This is a genomic window from Lelliottia sp. GFLA7, from assembly GCF_056490165.1.
On the sequence record NZ_JBWLAQ010000011.1, the window covers coordinates 1 to 19,111 of the forward strand.

The following is a 19,111-nucleotide window of genomic DNA, read 5'->3' on the forward strand; positions in this document are numbered from 1 at the left end:
ATGGTATCTCTCGCATCCCACGGCATAAGCGACTCCGGAAAAGGGGTTCGTATGCCTTAGTTGTAAGTGTCTACCATGTCCCCGAACAAGTGTTCATGATGTCCCCGGACCGTACAGTGGGAGAGGGTTGGGGTGAGGGCATCAGCCCGCACGATCAGAGTACCCTAACCCCGTAGCCGAGCGGAACATGCGACTCCGAACCCTGTTCCGTTCACCTTACGAACTCAGTTCCTCTGTTAATACCATAACCGGTGAACGTGTTAAGGGGGCTATCGCCGCTCCCTTAACAATCCCGGCTCCCGGCAAGAAAATCGCCGCTTCGCGATACCTTCGTCTTATTCCTTACAGCCATCGGGGACGGGCGCTGCAACGTCCCTGTAAATGCGCCCTCGCCGCGCATCCATGCGCGTCGCCCTGGCCTTCAGTCAACGACTCAGCGATTTACAGCCGGACCAGATCGTCGCTGCCAGATAATGCTTAACTTACTGTCTCCATTGCTGAAGTTTAATTTCAGTTTCTGCGAGCCGCTTTCCAGAGCCTCTCTTGCCAGCCAATCAGCAAAGCAGTATCTTCTCGCCACGCCTGCAAAATCAGGCGTCGGGATTAGCCTCCTGAACTACTTCTTCGGTGACACAAGCACTTTTGTGTCGCGCGCTTAGCTACACTCCAATGGTGGGCCGAGCGGGGGCGTCGCAAGACGCGCCGGTATCCGAAGAGGCCGGTAAGGCTAACCCTGCTCGGTTCCACCGCCAGCGAGATTAGCCTCTCCAGTGGTGGATAAAAACAACTCTTTGGAGGCTGTCATATGACAAAGACCCTTAGCTATTCTCATTCTTTATTTACCGTTCCATTCGATAGCAACACCGATTTCACCGAGCTGGCCGACAACTGCGAGCGGTTTGTCGACGTGCTGGTTGAATGCGAAGACCCGACACAAAAAATGGCGTTGTGCGGACGGCTCTCAGCCTGCCTCGACCTGCTTCAGCCAACGCTGCTGGAACCAGTGCCTGAACATTTAAAAGCGAGCCTGACGGTCGATGATCTGCCGCTGGACGTGCCAGTCTTCGAGCCGGAAGTGGATCAACTGGGACGGTATTGCCAGCTGTTAACGCAACTGCTGTTGACTCGTTCGCTATCGGAAAGTGACGAAAGAGTGGCGGGAGATTTGCTGCAGGATTTGGTCGGGTTTTACAGCGATACGCTAAAAGCGCCGCGCTGGTTGCGCACTGACGAGGGTGTGGTGCTGATGTAAAAAGAGGGATTTTGCGGTTTGATGCCCTCACCCCTGCTCTCTCCCACAGGAGAGGGAGGACACATTAAAAACGACAACTGTTGTTGTCGTTTTACTTTGAGCTTGTGCGGCCTGATGCCCTCACCTTAGCCCTCTGCCACAGGGAGAGGGCGAGAAATTTAAAAAGGCAACTGACGTTGCCTTTTGCTTTCACCTTGTCTAGCTCAACAGCGTAAACGCAATCATCCCGACAATCGCACCTGTTGTGCCGAGGATGGTTTCCATCAGCGTCCAGGTTTTCAGGGTTTGCGCTTCGGTCGCGCCGGTAAATTTACCGAACAGCCAGAAACCGGCGTCGTTGACGTGGGAGACCACAATCGAACCGCCCGCGATACAGATAGACAGTGCTGCCATCTGCGCGCCGGAGTAGTTCAGCTGTTCAATCACTGGCATCACCAGGCCCACAGCAGTCAGACACGCCACGGTTGCGGAGCCCTGGATAATGCGCACCGCGGCCGCCAGCACGAAGCACGTCACGGCGATCGGCAAGCCCATCCCGGTCAGCGCTTCGCCCAGTGCGGGACCCACACCGGAATCTACCAGCACCTGCTTGAACACGCCGCCTGCACCGATCACCAACAAAATGATACCCGCTGGCTGTAGCGCAGCACCGCAAATCTCCATGACTCTGTCTTTCGGCATGCCCTGACGTATCGCCAGGCCGTAAATCGCCACCAGACACGCCACCAGGATCGCGGTAAACGGATGGCCAATAAACTCGAACCATTCGTAGGTGCTGGAACCGACCGGCACAAAGCGTGCGGCGATGGTTTTCAGACCGACCAACACCAGCGGCAGCAGGATCAGCGCCAGGCTAAACCCGAAGGAAGGCATTTTGCCTTCGCCAAGGTGCGGCTCGGTGATGTCGTCAGGGATGTGCAACTCAACGTAGCGACTGATGAAATTGCCCCACAGCGGCCCGGCGATAATCATCCCCGGAATTGCGGCGCACAGACCAATCAGGATCATCCAGCCAAAATCAGCGTGCATCTGGGACGCCAGGAGCATCGGCGCAGGCCCTGGCAGCAGGAACGCCGCCGCGGCCGCAACGCCCGCAAACAGCGGGATCACCAGCTTCACGAGGTTGGTTCCGGTATGACGCGCCATCGAGAACGCCACGCTAATCAGCAGCACCACGGCCACTTCAAAGAACAGCGGCAGCGCGCAAATCAGACCGGCCAGACCAATCGCATAATGCGCGCGGCTGTGACCGAAGGATTTGAGCATCTTGACCGCAATCTGATCGACCGCGCCCGTTTCATGCAAAATCTTGCCAAACATCGCGCCGAGCGCGACCACAATTGCCAGGAAACCCAGCGTGCCTCCCATCCCTTTTTCCATGGTCGCTGCGATTTTGTCGAGCGGCATTCCAGAAAAGAGACCTGCGCCAATAGAAACCACCATCAAAGCAACAAAGGCGTGCATACGCGCTTTCATTACTAAAAACAGCAGCAGCAAAACGGAGCCGACTGCTGTCAAAACTAACGTTAATGTACTCAAAACTTACTGCCTTTTAGTAATGACCTCGATGGTGCTGGCAACAACACCGTCCAGCGGCTGATCGATATCCACAATCAGTACATCCGCTTCGTCCGCGCCCGGTTCCTGCAACGCGTCAAACTGAGTGACCAGCATCTGGGTTTTGAAGAAGTGGCCTTTACGCGCTTTCAGACGGCTTTCAATCACCTCGAAATCGCCTTTCAGATAGATGAAAGAGAGATTCGGATTGCCGTCACGCAGCAGGTCACGGTAGGTCTTTTTCAGCGCGGAACAGACGATCAACGACACTTTATTGGTGCGCTGCATGGCAAACGCGGCGTCATTCAGCGCCTGCAACCATGGCTTGCGGTCATCATCGTTCAGCGGTTCGCCAGCGGCCATTTTGGTGATGTTGCTGCGCGGATGAAGGAAGTCGCCATCAAGAAATGCGGCCTGAAGTTGATGCGCCACTTCGCTGGCAACGGCAGATTTACCGCTACCGGAAACGCCCATCAGGACGTAAACGTGGTGATCGAGATTCGTCGTGCTCAAAGGGAGTCCCTCAGTCAATTGTTACGGGTAACAGTTATCGGTAACATTGTCCTGCTGGGGCAAAAGAGAAGCAATATCCAAACGTGCGCGAAGTGAATAAGTGTGAGCTAGTTCAAACTTGTCAGACTAAATTGATCCACCTGGTGACAAGGTGAAACCTAAATCTAACATTTTCGGCGTCACCACTTCTCCCCGAATGCGCGCCAGCAGGCGTTCCGCACCGATGCGGCCCATGCGTTCACGCGGCGTCAGGACGCTCGCCAGTCGCGGCTCCATCACCTGGCCGATATCGTGGCCGTGGAAACCGGCAATCGCGATGTCGTCAGGGATTTTCAGCCCCAGACGCTGGCATTCAAACGCAGCGCCAACCGCCAGGTCATCGTTGGTACAGAAGATGCCATCGAGCTGCGGATACTCGCGACGCGCCTGACGCATCAGCTCAATGCCGGACGAATAGGAAGACGATTGCTCCACCATCACGCTGTACGGCGTTAAGTTCGCGTCGAGCATTGCCTGCTCGTAGCCCTTCTGTTTGATGATAGTACGTTCATCCAGACGTGCGCCAAGATAGGCAACGTGGCGATGCCCACGCGCAAGTATGGCGGCGGTCATCTGGCGGGCGGCCTCAAAGTTGTCGAATCCGACGGCGATATCCAGACACGGGGACTGGCTGTCCATCAGCTCAACGACCGGAATACCGGCGACTTCAATCATTTTGAGCGTGCGAGGGGTGTGAGTTCGTTCCGTTAAAATCAGACCGTCAATGTTCCAGGAAAGCATGGATTCAAGACGTTCTTCTTCCAGTTCCGGTTTGTACCCATAGTGCGCGAGCATGGTTTGATAGCCGTAAGCATCGGTGACGCTTTCGATACCGCGCAGCACTTCGGCGAAAACCTGGTTGGTCAGGGAAGGAAGCAGAACACCGACCGCGCGACTGGTGGAGTTAGAAAGAATATCGGGGGCGCGGTTGGGGATATAACCCAGTTCATCGAGAGCAGCGGCAATCTTGCCACGCAACGCCAGCGAAACTTGTTCCGGGTTACGCAAAAAGCGGCTGACCGTCATTTTGGTCACACCGACGCGATCGGCCACATCCTGAAGTACGGGTCTTTTCTTTTTCATCGTCCTGAGAAATCTTGAGTGAGAGATTTTCTCAGTTTATCACGGACAAAGCCCAACCTTCCCCTGACAAATGGGGAAGGTTGGGCTTTTATCAAAATAAATACACTAAATCATCCAAGTTGCATCGAGGCGGCGACGCAGCAAATCCCCGGGAGCGTACATAAGTACGTGACCGGGGTTTGCGAGGAAAGCCAACGAAGATGCGGCTTTTAGGATGACGTGTATTTAGACTGGAGGCAGATCGAACAGCAGAATTTCACTTTCACTGTCGGCATGAACGGACAGTGCCTGCTCATCCCAAATCGCCAGACCATCGGCCGTGGTGGCTTTGGTGCCGTTAATGCTCACCTCACCTTTTACAACCTGGATCCACACGCGGCGGTCCGCGGCAATCTGGTGTACGGACTGTTCGTTTTTCGCCAGTGCCCAGCGATACAGTTCCATATCCTGATGCACTTTCAGCGAGCCATCACGAGCATCCGGAGAGAGCACCAGCTGTTTGCCCTGCTCTGCATCAAAGCGACGCTGCTCGTAGCGCGGCTTGATGCCAGTTTCTTCTGGAATGATCCAGATTTGATACAGGTGCAGTTTTTCCGTTTTGCTCGGGTTGTACTCCGAGTGACGAACACCGGTACCTGCGCTCATGATCTGGAATTCACCCGCCGGAACCTGCTCTTCGTTACCCATGCTGTCTTTGTGCGCCACGGCACCTTCGAGCACGTAGGTCAGGATTTCCATGTCTTTATGCGGATGAGTACCAAAGCCCTGGCCTGCATCAATCACGTCATCGTTAATCACGCGCAGTGCCGAGAAGCCCATAAAATTCGGGTCGTAATAGTCAGCAAACGAGAAGGTATGCCATGAGTCCAGCCAGCCATGATTTGCGTGACCACGTTCGTTAGCTTTGCGTAAGAAGATCATTGTTTTCACCCCAGTTCGTTTCGATGGGATAAGTGTGGACGCATTCGCTCCGGGATGATAGTGGGTGAAAATTGACTCCTCTGTTCAAAAATTGTGAACAAGTCCAGAGGAGCCATTTTTGCTTATTTCGCGAGGGTTACCGTAGCAGGAGAAGCCTGCTCAAAGGCGCGTTCAAGGATTTCCAGATTAGTCAGAACTTCAGTTTCCTTGACGTAATTTGGCGTGCCGTGGGTGAGGGTTTCAAACAGCGCATCATAGACGCGGCCATAGTCGCCAATTTCCGGTGCGATCTCTTCTTTGACCGTCACGCCGTCGGCATTGACGTACTCCAGAATACCGATGGAATCATCCGCCGCAAAACCGGTTTCGCCGGGCATGATATTGGCTTTCAGGCTGGTTTCCTGCTGGTCGATGCCGTATTTGATAAACGAGCCTTTGGTGCCGTGAACGATGAATTTTGGATAGTCGATTTTCACCAGATGGCTGGTTTTGACGATCGCTTTTAAATCGCCATAAAACAGCTGCGCCTCGAAGGTGTCGTCGGGGTTGGCTTTATTACGCAGGCTACGGATGTCGTACGCCACATGATCCGGGCGGCCAAACAGAGAAATAATCTGGTCCATGGTATGCACGCCAAGGCCGTAAAACGAACCGTCCTGCGGCAGGCCAGGTTTGGTTTCAGCAATCGGGCGGAAGTAATCAAAATGACTTTCGACTTCAACAATCTCCCCCAACTTTCCGCTCTCAATCGCTTTTTTCGCCGTCAGGAAGCAAGAATCAAAGCGGCGGTTCTGGTACGGCGTCACGGTCAGCCCTTTGCTTTTCGCCAGGGCGAACAGCGCTTTAGCTTCAGCTATTGTTGGGGTAAAGGGCTTTTCCACCAGCACGTTTTTGCCCGCTTCCAGCGCGCGTTTCGCGTAATCAAAGTGGCTGTCGGCGTGCGTGCAGACGATCACCAGTTTGACCTGCGGATCGCCCAGTACTTCATCCAGGTCGCTGGTGAAATGAATATGGGAATACTGCGGAGCCTGCTCTTCCGGCTTTGCGCTGCGGCGGTATATATGCGCCACATGCCAGCTGTTTTTACGGTTGAGAACATACGGCAGGTGATAACGGGTGGTGCTTTTGCCGAATCCAATAAATGCGCAATCTAGGGTCATGGTCCAGTCCTTTTTAAGGTTGCTGTTCCCCACCATAGCGCAATTTTGATGTTCACCCCAGCGTTCAGCGTTCATGCTCGCGCATCGGCCGTCGGCGTCGCAGGCGGTTTGCTCACGGCAAGCGCGCAGCAACCGGAGCGTACTTAATGTACGTGAGGATTGCGAGCACTTCCCGGGGGCAAAATGGCAAGTAAGCCAGGCTGAAACAGGATAAAAAAAAAAGCCAGCGTTAAGCTGGCTAAAGTAATACTGGAAGCAATGTGAGCAATGTCGTGCTTTCAGGTTTCCGTAGAGGTCTTCCTGAACGCGAGACAATAATAATCATTCTCATTCGCACTTGTCCAATACTTTTTGCAAAAAAGTGAGTTGACTCAAATTTCAAAGTCACTGATGTTAATTGAGACACCTAACTAACAGAGGACGAAGGAATGAGTGAGATTGTGATACGCCACGCTGAACCGAATGATGCCGCGGCCTTACGCCAGAATTACATGCATCCGGGGGTGTATCATGACACGCTACAACTACCTCATCCTTCTCTCGAAATGTGGCAAGAGCGCCTGATGGTTAAGCCTGGACAAAGACGTCTTGTCGCCTGCATTGATGAGAAAATCGTCGGCGATCTGGCGCTACAGGTTGAAGCCAACCCAAGGCGCAGCCATGTGGCGACCTTTGGCATCAGCGTGGCGGCGGATGCGCAAGGGCGCGGCGTGGGCAGTGCGTTAATGCGTGAGATGATCACTCTTTGCGACAACTGGCTGCGCATCGAACGTATTGAATTGACGGTGTATTCAGATAACCCTGCTGCGCTGGCGCTGTACCGCAAATATGGCTTTGAAATTGAAGGCACCGGCAAGCAGTTTGCGCTGCGCAACGGCGAGTATGTCGATGCGTATTATATGGCGCGACTGAAGTAGTCTGATGCCCTCACCCTACCCCTCTCCCATAGGGAGAGGGAACTGTTTGGCGCTGTCTTTCCTGTCGCCATTATCGAGTCAGAGAACTGTTCCGTGCTGTTTTTCCTATCACCATTATCGAATTAGAGACCTGCTCCGTGCGGCTTTTCCCCTCACCCCGATGGGAAGAGGAACGGGGTGAGGGGAAATATCAGTACCCTTCCGTTAAATCATCGACGGTGCGCGGATCGGATGCCCCAAACAGCGTGCCGTCCGGCCCAACCATAATGCTCTGGGTGCTGCCCATCGCCTCTTTCACCGCAATTTTCTGCCCGCGCTGTTCCAGCAGTTTTAAGGTATCCGGGCTAAAGCCTTTCTCCACGCGCAGTTCGTCCGGTAACCACTGATGATGGAAACGCGGTGCGTTAGTTGCTTCCGCCACGTTCATACCAAAATCAATGCTGTTCACCACCATTTGCAGCACGGTCGTGATAATACGACTGCCGCCAGGGCTGCCGGTTACCAGCCAGGTTTTGCCATCCTTCACCACAATCGTCGGGGACATCGACGACAGCGGACGTTTCTTCGGCCCAACCGCATTGGCGTCGCCGCCCACCAGCCCGTAAACGTTCGGCACACCCGGTTTGGCCGAGAAATCATCCATCTCGTTGTTCAGCAAAATACCGCTATTACCCGCCACAATCCCGGTACCAAAAATAGTATTGAGCGTGTAGGTTACCGCCACCGCGTTGCCGTCTTTATCCACTACCGAGAAGTGGGTGGTTTGATTGCTTTCGTACGGGGCCAGCTTGCCGGGACGAATCTGGCTCGACGGTTTCGCCTTGTTGATATCAATCTGATCCGCTAGCGATTTGGCATAGGCTTTGTTGGTCAACGCCTGCCACGGCACTTTAACGAAATCTGGATCGCCCAGATATTCCGAGCGATCCGCGTAAGCATATTTTTCCGCCTCGGCCATCACCTGCATCGTATCGGCACTACCAAAACCGAATTTGTGCATATCGAAGTTTTCAAGAATATTGAGGATCTGCACGATATGGATCCCACCGGAAGATGGCGGTGGCATTGAGTACACCTGATACCCGCGATAATCGCCGCTGATTGGCTCACGCTCGATCGCTTTGTATTCCGCCAAATCCGCTTTGGTGATAAGCCCGCCGTTCTTTTGCATCTCTTGCGCGATTTGGTCGGCAATCGCCCCTTTATAGAACGCGTCAGGGCCGTTTTCAGCAATCAGCTCCAGGCTTTTCGCCAGATTTTTCTGCACCAGCTTGTCGCCCTTTTTCAGCGGCTCGCCGTCTTTCCAGAAAATCGCTTTGCTGTTTTCATGATTAGGGATGACTTCACTGCCGTAGGTTTTGAGATCGTCCGCCAGCGCGTCGTTCACTACAAAACCGTCGCGCGCCAGCTTGATCGCAGGCTGCACCACTTTGTTCAGCGGCATCGTGCCGTATTTGTCCAGCGCGAGCGAGAAGCCCGCCACCGTGCCCGGCGTACCGGTTGCCAGATGTAAGGTGAGGGACTTTTTACTGTCCGGGTTGCCCTGATCGTCGAGGAACATATCGCGGGAAGCCTGATTCGGCGCCATTTCACGGAAGTCGATCGCCGTCGTTTTCCCGTCTTTGGTGCGCAGCATCATAAACCCGCCGCCGCCCAGATTCCCCGCCTGCGGATGGGTCACCGCCAGCGCATAACCCACGGCAACCGCGGCATCCACCGCATTACCGCCCTGCTTGAGAATGTCCACGCCCACGTGGGTTGCCATCGCGTCAACCGACGCCACCATGCCCTGCTTCGCGCGAACGGGATGAAAAACATCTTCTTCGACGCCATAGGAGACAGGCGGCGCGGCAGGAGGGTTGGCCGCCACGGTAAACGTCCCGCCAGCCATTAGCGCAGCAATCGCTACCCAGCGCATAAACGTTGGTTTTATCATTGTTATTCTCCAGGTGATGGGATCCATATTCCCGTTTAAGCCTGGTTCACAACTCCTAAAAAATCATCGTGGTGACAGAATCGAGATAAACTTAAGAGAAGCCTCAGAGGGAGGAAATGATAATGAAACGACTATTGATTATTACGGCGCTGCTCCCGTTTGCTGCGTTGGCACAGCCACAGCCACTGAATACGATGAATAACCCCAATCAGCCGGGTTATGTCATTCCGAGTCAGCAGCGGATGCAGACTGAAATGATGAACCAACAGCAACAGCAAAAAGGGATGCTCAATCAGCAGTTGAGGACCCAAACGCAGCTTCAGCAGCAGCATCTGCAGACGCAGATGAACACCAATACCCAGCGAATCCAGCAGGGTCAGATGCGTGAGCAACCGTTGCAGAACACCAACGGCGGGATGCTCAACAGCACGCCGCGTCAGAGTTCTGGCACGCTTCTGGGGGGTGACAACGGAGGGGTTGCGCCGCAGCAACAGCACATGCTGCCGCAGCGTCAGAACGGGGATTTACTTACTCCACCGCTGAATTAAAGTCTGGCCCAATCACGTCGATGGCATCGGTACAGATACAGTCAACGCCCCAGCGCAGCAGCTCTGCCGCGCGCTGGGGTTTATTGACGGTATAAACCAGAATGTGTAATCCGGCGTCTTTCAGCATTTTTACGCGCGCCTCATCCAGGAGTTTGTGATTCAGATGAATCGACACGCAGCCTAAACGCGTGGTCAATGCCTGCCAGTCGTCACGCCATTCATCCAGCAGCAAACCGCGCGGCAGTTCAGGTGCGGCCGCTTGCGCCGCTTCCAGCGCGTCGATTTGAAACGACGACAGCAGTGGCGCGGTCATGCCTTCCCACATTTCACGCGCCGCCAGCGCAATCACTTTGCCCGTCAGCGACCCGCTGCCGGTTGTCGGCTTGATTTCGATATTGGCCATCATGCCATGCTGACGACAGCGATCCGCCACTTCCGCCAGCAGCGGCAGCGGTTCGCCTTTGAATTTGCCGCTGTACCAGCTCCCGGCGTCCACTTTCAGCAGATCGCGCCACGGCAACTCTCCCGCCACGCCCCAGCCATTACTGGTGCGTTCCAGATTGTCGTCATGCAGCAGAAAGATTTCACCGTCTTGCGACAGCTTGGCGTCGAACTCAATCATCAAATGCCCGTAATGCGCACCGACGTCGATCGCCGCCAGCGTGTTTTCCGGTGCCAGTTTACCGCCGCCGCGATGGGCGACGATGTGAGGATAAGGCCAGTGACTCATACGCGTTGTCCTGTTTCGCCATCAAATAAGTGCAGATGATTTTCGGGCAGATGCAGCCACAGCGTGCTGCCCGCTTTAGGGCGTTCCTGATGGGCAAGACGCACCACCATTTTTTGATCGCCCCAGCGCCCGTGCGCCAGGTTATCGGCCCCCAGCATCTCCAGCGTGTCCATCACTAACGGCACGCCGCCGTCCGCCTGCGAGCTTAGCGCAATATGTTCCGGGCGGATACCCAGCGTCATTTTACGCCCGGCATAACCGCGATAAAACCAGTTGATGGGCAGCGCCATGCCGCTCTCCAGCTCGAAATGGGTGCCCGCGTGGCTTATCCGCCCTTCCAGCAAATTCATCGCCGGACTGCCAATAAAGCTCGCCACAAAGCGGCTGGCTGGTTTTTCATATACTTCAACCGGCGTACCGATTTGCTCGGCAATGCCTTTATTCATCACCATCACGCGCTGCGCCAGCGTCATGGCTTCGACCTGATCGTGGGTGACGTACAGCGAGGTGGTTTTCAGGCGACGATGCAAATGCTGTAGCTCAAGGCGCATCTGCACGCGCAGTTTGGCGTCGAGGTTAGAGAGCGGTTCATCGAACAGGAAAACCGCCGGATCGCGCACGATAGCGCGCCCCATCGCCACGCGCTGACGCTGCCCGCCGGACAATTCGCGCGGACGGCGTTTCAGCAAGCCGTCGAGTTCCAGAATGCGCGCCGCCTCTTTGACGCGCTCGTCGATGTGGCCCTTGCCCATCCCGCGAATTTTCAGCCCCCAGGCCATGTTCTCTTCCACGCTCATGTGGGGATACAGCGCGTAGTTCTGGAACACCATCGCGATACCGCGATCTTTCGGCTCCATTTCCGTCACGCGCTGACGGTCAATCCAGATGTCGCCGCTGGTCACGCGTTCCAGCCCGGCAACCATACGCAGTAGCGTAGATTTGCCGCAGCCGGACGGACCGACCATCACGATAAATTCACCGTCCGCCACGTCGAGCGTCAGCGGCTGAATAACCTGGGTTTTACCATCCCAGCTTTTGGTGACTGCCTGTAGTTTTAAACCCGCCATTTTATTTCTCACTGTCCACTAAACCACGCACGAACGCGCGCTGCATGGCTAAAACGATAACGACCGGAGGGATGAGGGTGAGCAGCATCGCCGCCATCACCTGATTCCAGAGAGTGGTGCCTTCGCCCGTGGCGATCATGCCTTTGATACCCGCCACGGCGGTGCCGAGATTGACGTCCTGCACAATCAGCAGCGGCCACAAATACTGGTTCCAGCCGTAGATAAAGGTGATCACGAACAGCGCCGCGAGGTTGGTTTTGGATAGCGGCAGCACGATGTCACGGAAAAAGCGCATCGGTGACGCACCGTCGATGCGCGCCGCTTCAATCAGCTCGTCCGGCAGCGTCATAAAGAACTGGCGGAACAAAAACGTCGCCGTTGCCGACGCCATCAGCGGCAGCGTTAACCCCGCGTAGCTGTCGAGCATTTTCAGGTTGGCGATCACTTCAACGGTCGGGAAAATTCGCACTTCAACCGGCAGCATCAGGGTGATAAAAATCATCCAGAAGAACAGGTTGCGCAGCGGAAAACGGAACCAGACGATGGCGAACGCGGAGAGCATCGACACCGTGATTTTGCCGACCGTGATGCCAAACGCCATGATGAAACTGTTGAGCATCATCAGCCAAAACGGTGCGCTGTTCGCGCCCACGCCCTGCGTCCAGATGGTCGCCATATTTTCAAATAGATGACCTCCGGGGATCAGCGTCATCGGTGTTTCGAACACGGCTTTGGTGTCCAACGTAGCGGCCACAAAAGCGATGTACAGCGGGAAGAGGATGACGACAATCCCCAGAATCAGCATGGTGTGGCTGAAAATCGTCAGCCCCGGACGGTTCTCAATCATTGGTAGCGCACCTTACTTTCGACATAGCGGAACTGAACCACCGTCAGCACAATCACCAGCAGCATCAGCACCACCGACTGGGCAGCAGACGCCGAGAGATCCAGACCAGCAAACCCTTCGCGGTAAATTTTATAAATCAGCGTCGTCGTGGCCTGCACCGGCCCTCCGGCGGTGGCGGCGTCGATCACCGGGAAGGTATCGAAGAAGGCGTAAACCAGGTTGACCACCAGCAGGAAAAAACTCACCGGGGCGATCAGCGGCAGTGCCAGCTTAAAGAAGCGCCGAATCGGGCCTGCGCCGTCAATCGCGGCGGCTTCGACCAGCGATCGCGGAATGGATTGCAGCGCGGCAAAGAAGAATAAAAAGTTGTAGCTGATCTGCTTCCAGACCGACGCGAAAACCACCAGGAACATCGCCTGGCCGCTGTTTTGCGCATGGTTCCAGTCGTATCCCATCTCGCCGAGGAAATGGGTTATCAATCCGCGTCCTGGGTTAAACAGGAAGATCCACAGCACGGCGGCAACAGCAGGCGCCACGGCGTACGGTAGCAGCATGAGCGTTTGATAGAGACGACTGCCGCGCACCACGTAATCCACCAGTGCGGCGAAGAACAGTGAGGCCAGCAGACCGCTGACAGTGACCATGGTGCTGAATTTTATCGTCGTCCAGAAGGAGTCGATGTAGTAGCTGTCGCGCCACAGCGCGGCGAAGTTATCCAGACCCACGAACTGGCTGGACAAACCGAAGGGATCGACGCTTTGTACCGAGTACCACAGCGCTTCGCCCGCAGGCCAGATAAAGAAGATGACGGTGATAATCAGCTGCGGTGCGACCAGCAGATACGGCAGCCAGCGCGAACGGAACACCGGACGGGAAGATGACATAGATTAGCTCTGCGTTAAGTAGCCCTCACCCCGGCCCTCTCCCACAGGGAGAGGGGGATTCAATTCCCTCAATCTTTGGGATTGGAAGAATCAGTCCCCCATCTTTGGGAGTGAGAGAACAGTTCCTCAATCTTTGGGATTGAAAGAATCAGTCCCCCATCTTTGGGAGTGGGAGAACAGTTCCTCAATCTTTGGGATTGAAAGAATCAGTCCCCCATCTTTGGGAGTGGGAGAACAGTTCCCTCTCCCCCTGGGAGAGGGTTAGGGTGAGGGTAAAAAGATTAAGACTTCGTTGACTGCTCAAAGCGACGCAGCAGCAGATTTCCACGCTCTACGGCAGAATCCAGCGCCTGCTGAGGGGTTTTCTTACCGGTCCACACGCTTTCCAGCTCTTCATCCACGATAGTACGAATCTGCGGCATATTGCCCAGACGCAGGCCTTTGGTGAACGGCAACGGCGGCTTGTTCATCATCTGACGTGTGGCAATATCAGCGCCTGGGTTTTTCTCATAGAAACCCTGCTCGCGAGTCAGATCGTACGCGGCTTTGGTAATCGGCAGATAACCGGTTTTCTGGTGCCATTCAGCCGCATTTTCCGGTTTCGCCAGGAAGTCGAGGAACTCCGCGACGCCTTTGTAAGTGCCCTTATCTTTGCCCTGCATCACCCACAGGCTCGCCCCGCCGATGATGGCGTTCTGCGGCGCGCCTTTCACGTCCGCGTCGTACGGCATCATGCCCACGCCGTAGTTGAATTTGGCGTAATGACGGATGTCTGCCAGCGAGCCAGAAGAGGCGGTCGTGATTGCGCAATCGCCGTTGTAGAACTTCTCGGTCGATTCGTCTTTACGCCCGAAATAGCTGAAATCACCCTTCTTGTTCAGCGCTTCCAGCAGCGCGATATGTTTGACCTGCTCTGGCTTGTTGAACTCAAGAACCGCGTCAGTGCCGTCGAAACCGTTATTTTTGGTTGCCACTGGCAAGCCATGCCAGGCGCTGAAGTTCTCAATCTGGATCCAGCCCTGCCAGCCGCTCGCGTAGCCACACTTCATGCCTGCGGCTTTCAGCTTCGCGGTGTATTCCGCCAGGTCCTGCCAGGTTTTTGGCGGTTGTTCCGGGTTTAAACCGGCTTTCTTGAAGGCGTCTTTGTTGTAATACAGCACCGGCGTGGAGCTGTTAAACGGCTGAGACAGCAAGTGCCCGGTTTTGGAATCGGTGTAGTAGCCGGAAACGGTCGGCACAAACTGGGATTCATCGAAGTTAATGCCCGCATCTTTGAACACTTCGTACACCGGTTTGATGGCTTTGGACGCCATCATGGTCGCGGTGCCGACTTCGTAAACCTGGAGCAACGCCGGTGCGTTACCGGTACGGAACGCCGCGATGCCTGCGCTCAGGCTCTGCTCATAGTTGCCTTTGTACACCGGCACAATTTTGTAATCCGGGTGGGTGTCGTTGAAACGCTGCGCCAGGGAGTCAACTTCTTTACCCAGTTCCCCTTCCATGGAGTGCCAGAATGGAATGGATGTGACAGCCATTGCGTTCGTCGCAAAAGCCAGACCGATTGCCAGACCCAAAGCTGTGTGTCGTAACGATGTCATTGTCATCTCTCTTATTGTGCCGGATGCGCGATATCACGCGTTTTATGCTCGCGAGGTAACATGACATGCTCGAATGACAGAAAAATAACTGTTTAATTACAAATAAGTGACAACCAAGAGGCAGAGGGATGATGGAACGGTGAAGGTAATGTGGCGGGAATAATAACTTCGTGCGGTCTGATGCCCTCACCCCAACCCTCTCCCACGGGAGAGGGAGTAAATACTAAAAAGGCAACGTGCGTTGCCTTTTGCTTTTACCTTGTGCGGTCTGATGCCCTCACCCCAGCCCTCTCCTACAGGGAGAGGGAGAAAACACTAAAAAGGCAACTTGCGTTGCCTTTTGCTTTTACCTAGCCACCCAGATAAGCGCTGCGCACCGCTTCGTTCGCCAGCAGCGCATCGCCGGTGTCTTCCAGCACCACGTGGCCGTTTTCCAGCACGTAGCCGCGATCGGCGAGTTTCAGCGCCTGGTTGGCGTTTTGCTCGACGAGGAAGATGGTCATGCCTTCTTTACGCAGCTGTTCGATAGTGTCGAAAATCTGCTGAATAATGATCGGCGCAAGCCCGAGCGACGGCTCATCGAGCAGCAGCAAACGCGGCTGGCTCATCAGCGCACGACCGATCGCCAGCATCTGCTGTTCACCGCCGGACATGGTGCCCGCACGCTGAATACGACGTTCATACAGGCGCGGAAAGAGTTCATACACCCACTTCATGCGGGACTGGTATTGGTCGCGTTCAACAAAGAAGCCGCCCATTGCCAGGTTCTCTTCCACCGTCATTCGCGAGAAGACACGACGCCCTTCCGGCACAATCGCTACCGCTTCGCGCATGATTTTCGCGGTCTGCCAGTCGGTAATGTCTTTTCCATCAAAGACGATACGCCCGCTGGTGGCGCGCGGATCGCCGCACAAGGTGCCGAGCAGCGTGGTTTTACCCGCGCCGTTCGCGCCAATCAGGGTGACGATTTCGCCCTGATTGATGTGCAAGCTCACGTCGTGCAGCGCCTGAATTTTGCCGTAGTGGGCGCTGACTTTGTCAAAAGATAACATCGCTTTTTCCATCTTATGCCTCACCCAAATAGGCGCGGATCACGTCCGGGTTGTGTCGAATTTCATCCGGCGTGCCGTTTGCCAGCGGCGTACCCTGGTTAACCACGTAAATACGATCGGAGATCCCCATCACCAGCTTCATATCGTGCTCAATCAGCAGGATAGTGGTGTCGTGATGGTTACGCAGCTCAACGATCAGCTCGTCCAGCTCTTTGGTCTCTTTCGGGTTTAAGCCTGCGGCCGGTTCATCCAGCATCAGAATTTCTGGCTGCGTCACCATGCAGCGGATAATCTCCAGACGGCGCTGATCGCCATAAGCGAGGTTGCTCGCCTGACGGTTGGCGTGCTGGAGCAAGCCGATGCGCTCGAGCCAGGTCGCAGCACGATCCAGCGCGTCGGCCTGCGCACGGCGGAAAGCCGGGGTTTTCAGTAAGCCCGAGAACACGCCGGTTTTGAGCTGCTGGTGCTGGGCTACCAGCAGGTTTTCAATCACCGTCATCTCACGGAACAGACGCACGTGCTGGAAGGTACGCACCACGCCCATCCGCGCAATTTGCTGGCCCGGTAAGCCTTCGAGATGCTTATCGCCCAGCATGATGGTCCCGCCCGTCGGCTTATAAAAACCGGTCAGGCAGTTAAAGACGGTGGTTTTCCCTGCGCCGTTCGGGCCAATCAGGGAGACAATCTCTTTTGGATGCAAATCCAGCGACACGTTGTTGACCGCCAGCAGGCCGCCAAAACGCATCATCAGGCCGTTCACGGTTAATAATGGCTGACTCATGCCTGCTCTCCTTTCGCCTGAGCGTTTTTCAGCTTCAGCTGTGGACGGGTCATCGGCAGCAAGCCTTGCGGACGCCAGATCATCATCAGCACCATCAAACCACCCAGCATTAACATGCTGTATTCATTGAAATCACGCATCAGTTCGCGGGAAACGACCAGCAAAATCGCCGCGAGAATAACCGCAAACTGCGAGCCCATTCCGCCCAGCACGACGATGGCCAGCACGAAAGCCGACTCGGCAAAGGTGAACGATTCCGGGCTGACAAAGCCCTGGCGCGCAGCAAACAGCGTTCCGGCAAAACCGGCAAACGCGGCGCTGATGGTAAATGCCGTCAGCTTGATGCGCGTCGGGTTCAGACCCAGCGAGCGGCAGGCGATTTCGTCTTCACGCAATGCTTCCCACGCCCGGCCCAGCGGCATCCGCAGCAGGCGGTTAATCACGAACAGCGTCACCACTACCAGCAGCAGCGCCACCAGATAGAGCCAAATCACGCGGTCGGACGGGTCGTATTTGATGCCAAAGAAGTTGCTGAACGTATCCCACCCGCCTTCGCGCGCGGTACGGCTGAACTCAAGGCCAAAGAACGTCGGTTTAGGGATCTGACTGACGCCATTCGGACCGCCGGTGATCTCGGTGTTATTCAGCAGCAGGATACGGACGATTTCACCGAAGCCCAGCGTCACAATCGCCAGATAGTCACCGCGCAAACGCAGCACCGGGAAGCCCAGCAGGAAACCGGCGGCAGCGGACACCAGCCCCGCCAGCGGCAGACAGGTCCAGAAACCGAGGCCGTAATAGTGGTTCAGCAGCGCAAAGGTGTACGCACCGATAGCGTAGAAACCGCCGTAGCCGAGCACCAGCAGGCCAGACAGCCCCACCACCACGTTCAGGCCAAGACCCAGAATCACATAAATCATGGTCAGCGTGGCGATATCTACCGTGCCGCGCGACACCATAAACGGCCAGGCCACCGCGGCGACCAGCAGTGCAATCAGGAACAGTTTCTGCTTAACGGATGAGCCATCAATCGCAGGCAAAACAAATTTTGGCCCAGAGACGTTTTTCAACGTTTTCTGGAAGACCGGGCGTAGCAGCTGGAACAAAAAGACCACTGCGGTACCAACAAACACCCACTGCCAGCGGATATCAGACGCGACATCCACCACCAATTTGGTGCCGTTAAGTTCTAACTGCACGCCCATGAAGACGCCCGCGAGAACAAAGAACATGGCAGCGGAGAGCAACGCCATCGCAAAATGCATCGGTTTCATACTTTTTCGACCTCCGGACGGCCCAGAATCCCGGTAGGCATCACCAGCAGCACGCCAATCAGCAGCGCAAACGACACCACATCTTTATATTCCGTACTCAGATACGCCGAGGAGAGCGCTTCGGCCACACCCAGAATCAGGCCGCCAATCATCGCGCCAGGAATGCTACCGATCCCGCCCAGCACGGCGGCGGTAAAGGCTTTCATCCCCGCCATAAAGCCGATGTATGGGTTAATCACGCCGTAGAACTGACCAAGCAGAACGCCCGCCACCGCCGCCATCGCCGCGCCAATCACAAAGGTCAGCGCAATCACGCGATCGGTGTTGATACCGAGCAGGCTCGCCATTTTCAGGTCTTCTGCACAGGCACGACAGGCGCGTCCCATGCGGGAATAACGGATAAAAATGGTCAGCGCCAGCATCGCCAGGAAGGTCACAATCCAGATAACCAGCTGCATGGTGGTGATTGAGGCAGAGAAGTTTTCACTCGCGCCGACAATCCACTGGCCATTAAACAGACTAGGCAGCGCCACGTCGCGAGAGCCTTCGGTCAGGCTGACGTAGTTTTGCAGGAATATTGACATCCCGATGGCGGAGATCAGTGCGATCAGGCGTTTGGAGCTGCGTACAGGCCGATAGGCCACGCGTTCGATACTCCAGCCATAGGCGCTGGCAATCACAATCGCCCCCACAAATCCGGCGCCGACCAGCAGCCAACTGCTGTCGATGCCCATCATCATGAGTGCGGCAATGATCATAAAGGAGACATAACTGCCGATCATGTAGACCTCGCCGTGGGCGAAGTTGATCATGCCGATAATGCCGTAAACCATCGTATAGCCGATGGCGATCAGCGCGTAGGTGCTTCCCAGCGTGACGCCGTTAAACATCTGCTGCAAGAAATAGAGAAACTGCTCTGACATAAGGAAACCTTTTTAAATCCGCCCGCTAA

General features: G+C 55.4%; 18 protein-coding genes. 3 read left to right on the forward strand and 15 right to left on the reverse strand.

Annotated elements, in window-relative coordinates:
• Positions 1–805 precede the first annotated feature (805 nt).
• Positions 806–1,252, forward strand: coding sequence for a hypothetical protein (locus tag AC07RN_RS19300; RefSeq protein ID WP_478337076.1), 447 nt, complete (start codon positions 806–808; stop codon positions 1,250–1,252).
• A gap of 198 nt (positions 1,253–1,450) precedes the next feature.
• Here the strand turns inward: AC07RN_RS19300 and gntU are convergent, their stop codons facing one another.
• The 5 genes from gntU to AC07RN_RS19325 form a co-directional block, all read right to left on the reverse strand.
• Positions 1,451–2,791 (reverse strand): gluconate transporter, encoded by a 1,341-nt coding sequence (gene gntU, locus AC07RN_RS19305; RefSeq protein WP_015960804.1) that lies wholly within the window; start codon positions 2,789–2,791, stop codon positions 1,451–1,453.
• Between the two features lie 3 nt (positions 2,792–2,794).
• Positions 2,795–3,322, reverse strand: a complete 528-nt coding sequence (gene gntK, locus AC07RN_RS19310) for a gluconokinase (RefSeq protein ID WP_015960805.1) — start codon at positions 3,320–3,322, stop codon at positions 2,795–2,797.
• Positions 3,323–3,448: 126 nt separating this feature from the next.
• Positions 3,449–4,444 (reverse strand): gluconate operon transcriptional repressor GntR, encoded by a 996-nt coding sequence (gntR, locus tag AC07RN_RS19315; RefSeq protein WP_133632469.1) that lies wholly within the window; start codon positions 4,442–4,444, stop codon positions 3,449–3,451.
• Between the two features lie 225 nt (positions 4,445–4,669).
• Positions 4,670–5,365 (reverse strand): pirin family protein, encoded by a 696-nt coding sequence (locus tag AC07RN_RS19320; RefSeq protein WP_015960807.1) that lies wholly within the window; start codon positions 5,363–5,365, stop codon positions 4,670–4,672.
• Positions 5,366–5,487: 122 nt separating this feature from the next.
• Positions 5,488–6,525, reverse strand: coding sequence for an oxidoreductase (locus AC07RN_RS19325; protein WP_478337077.1), 1,038 nt, complete (start codon positions 6,523–6,525; stop codon positions 5,488–5,490).
• A gap of 428 nt (positions 6,526–6,953) precedes the next feature.
• Between AC07RN_RS19325 and yhhY the strand changes: the two genes are divergently transcribed.
• The gene (yhhY, locus tag AC07RN_RS19330; RefSeq protein ID WP_015960809.1) at positions 6,954–7,442 is read left to right on the forward strand and encodes an N-acetyltransferase; all 489 of its coding nucleotides are present in this window, start codon (positions 6,954–6,956) and stop codon (positions 7,440–7,442) included.
• A gap of 190 nt (positions 7,443–7,632) precedes the next feature.
• On the opposite strand, the gene ggt is transcribed toward yhhY, so the two are convergent.
• The gene (gene ggt, locus AC07RN_RS19335; protein WP_478337078.1) at positions 7,633–9,378 is read right to left on the reverse strand and encodes a gamma-glutamyltransferase; all 1,746 of its coding nucleotides are present in this window, start codon (positions 9,376–9,378) and stop codon (positions 7,633–7,635) included.
• Positions 9,379–9,500: 122 nt separating this feature from the next.
• On the opposite strand from ggt, the gene AC07RN_RS19340 reads away from it, so the two are divergent.
• Positions 9,501–9,926, forward strand: a complete 426-nt coding sequence (locus tag AC07RN_RS19340) for a DUF2756 family protein (RefSeq protein ID WP_478337079.1) — start codon at positions 9,501–9,503, stop codon at positions 9,924–9,926.
• Here AC07RN_RS19340 and ugpQ read toward each other — a convergent pair.
• The 9 genes from ugpQ to livH form a co-directional block, all read right to left on the reverse strand.
• Positions 9,907–10,656: a glycerophosphodiester phosphodiesterase gene (ugpQ, locus tag AC07RN_RS19345; RefSeq protein WP_478337080.1), complete on the reverse strand. Its 750-nt coding sequence runs from the start codon at positions 10,654–10,656 to the stop codon at positions 9,907–9,909. The two genes, AC07RN_RS19340 and ugpQ, sit on opposite strands and share 20 nt — an antisense overlap.
• Complete coding sequence (locus AC07RN_RS19350) at positions 10,653–11,723, reverse strand: sn-glycerol-3-phosphate import ATP-binding protein UgpC (RefSeq protein ID WP_478337081.1); 1,071 nt, start codon at positions 11,721–11,723, stop codon at positions 10,653–10,655. The genes ugpQ and AC07RN_RS19350 overlap by 4 nt, the downstream gene beginning before the upstream one ends.
• 1 nt (position 11,724) lies before the next feature.
• On the reverse strand, positions 11,725–12,570 hold the full coding sequence (gene ugpE / locus AC07RN_RS19355; protein WP_478337082.1) for a sn-glycerol-3-phosphate ABC transporter permease UgpE: 846 nt from the start codon (positions 12,568–12,570) through the stop codon (positions 11,725–11,727).
• Complete coding sequence (gene ugpA / locus AC07RN_RS19360) at positions 12,567–13,454, reverse strand: sn-glycerol-3-phosphate ABC transporter permease UgpA (RefSeq protein ID WP_015960815.1); 888 nt, start codon at positions 13,452–13,454, stop codon at positions 12,567–12,569. Before ugpA ends, ugpE begins: the two co-directional genes overlap by 4 nt.
• A 281-nt stretch (positions 13,455–13,735) precedes the next feature.
• Positions 13,736–15,052, reverse strand: a complete 1,317-nt coding sequence (gene ugpB, locus AC07RN_RS19365) for a sn-glycerol-3-phosphate ABC transporter substrate-binding protein UgpB (RefSeq protein WP_041689549.1) — start codon at positions 15,050–15,052, stop codon at positions 13,736–13,738.
• Between the two features lie 350 nt (positions 15,053–15,402).
• On the reverse strand, positions 15,403–16,116 hold the full coding sequence (livF, locus tag AC07RN_RS19370) for a high-affinity branched-chain amino acid ABC transporter ATP-binding protein LivF (RefSeq protein WP_133632481.1): 714 nt from the start codon (positions 16,114–16,116) through the stop codon (positions 15,403–15,405).
• Position 16,117: 1 nt separating this feature from the next.
• Positions 16,118–16,885, reverse strand: a complete 768-nt coding sequence (gene livG / locus AC07RN_RS19375) for a high-affinity branched-chain amino acid ABC transporter ATP-binding protein LivG (protein WP_235134230.1) — start codon at positions 16,883–16,885, stop codon at positions 16,118–16,120.
• A complete protein-coding gene (locus AC07RN_RS19380) occupies positions 16,882–18,159 on the reverse strand; it encodes a high-affinity branched-chain amino acid ABC transporter permease LivM (RefSeq protein WP_015960819.1) in 1,278 nt (425 codons plus the stop codon). The genes livG and AC07RN_RS19380 overlap by 4 nt, the downstream gene beginning before the upstream one ends.
• A complete protein-coding gene (livH, locus tag AC07RN_RS19385) occupies positions 18,156–19,082 on the reverse strand; it encodes a high-affinity branched-chain amino acid ABC transporter permease LivH (RefSeq protein ID WP_015960820.1) in 927 nt (308 codons plus the stop codon). Before livH ends, AC07RN_RS19380 begins: the two co-directional genes overlap by 4 nt.
• Between the last annotated feature and the right edge of the window lie 29 nt (positions 19,083–19,111).